Annotated in this window: 1 protein-coding gene; it reads right to left on the reverse strand. The window is 52.3% G+C overall.

What is annotated here, in order from left to right:
- The coding region (locus IQ256_RS29270) for a right-handed parallel beta-helix repeat-containing protein (RefSeq protein ID WP_193859190.1) at positions 1 to 1,279 on the reverse strand (1,279 nt) is incomplete at both ends.

The following is a 1,279-nucleotide window of genomic DNA, read 5'->3' on the forward strand; positions in this document are numbered from 1 at the left end:
CGGTAGATGTCCCTGATTCGCCGAGGCTGCGAATGGTGGTATTCAGCGCCGGTTCAGAACTGCCATAGCGCGGGTCAGTTGCGATCGCACTCAACACCTCTCCCCCCGTCACATCCGTCAGCACAAACTCAAAATTCCCTTCATCATCCGCCACAACCGTTTCTATCGGTCTAATCAATTGTCCATAAGTATCCGCTTCACCCGTGGCCTGATACAGCTCCACCTGGTTATTCGGATCTACCTGCCCCCGCACAATCGCGCTACTATTGATCACAAAAAATTCAGGACTCGCAAACTGCGGGGCATTCACCGCACTATTGCCCGTATCCTGACGACGATTACGAGAATCTCTTTGGGGGTTTGGCCCATCCCCACTCTGAAAGTCTTGCGGTCTGCGCCCTCGTCGAACGTTAAGATCCACGCTCAACCCTTCTAGCGCCCCAAAGTAGTTGCCAGTGATTACATTTCCTCGGCTCTGGGTATTTGGCCCCTGCCCAAACGCCGTGACTACCACACCGCCACCTTTTTGGTTAGTAATGCTGTTGTTTACAATCCGATGGTCATCGCCCATTACATATATCGCGGCCCGTCGTAGCCGCTGCCCGTTGTGGCGAATATCATTTTCAGTAATCGTCACCGATCCCTCTGGCTTAAACAAGAAGATACCGCTGCCGTCACTGCCACAGATCAAGTTGCCAGAAATCAGACCATCCTCGACTTGTCCATCCATCCGAATCGCATCTGGCATCCCTGCTAGACCATTACCTACCATAATATTGTCGATAATTTGTAGATTGTCAGCCTGCCTGCCAGTGATAATGCCGCTACCGTTGTGATAGGCGATATGGTTTTCTCGAATTGTTGTACCCGCGCTGTCGAATACAGAAACGCCAAAGCCAGATGCCTCTGTTGGCAGGGTTTCTTCTAAAGTTAGGCCCAGCCAGTTTTGTTCGATCACAATTCCGGTAGGCGGTCCATTTTTGGCTGTGTCGTAGCCAACTGTAGGAAGCGGCGTTTCTCGGTTCAGCGGCGCTGGCCGATGGGTGATAAAAATATCGGCAGGCGGCGTCGATTCAGAAACTTGGCTAGGTGCGTTGAAGCCATACAGGTTCAGACCCCGTACCGTAATATTATCGGCGGCAATCGTCAGTCCTCTAAAGATTTCTTTACCCGCTGCCGGGCGAATCGTGACGACGGGCGTTGGAATCTCAATCTCGACAGCGGCAAAGCGTTCAGGATCGTAGCCGGGTTGGGTGGTGCCATCGATAGTCTGTCTCTT

This window comes from cf. Phormidesmis sp. LEGE 11477 (genome assembly GCF_015207105.1).
Lineage (GTDB): Bacteria > Cyanobacteriota > Cyanobacteriia > Phormidesmidales > Phormidesmidaceae > Phormidesmis.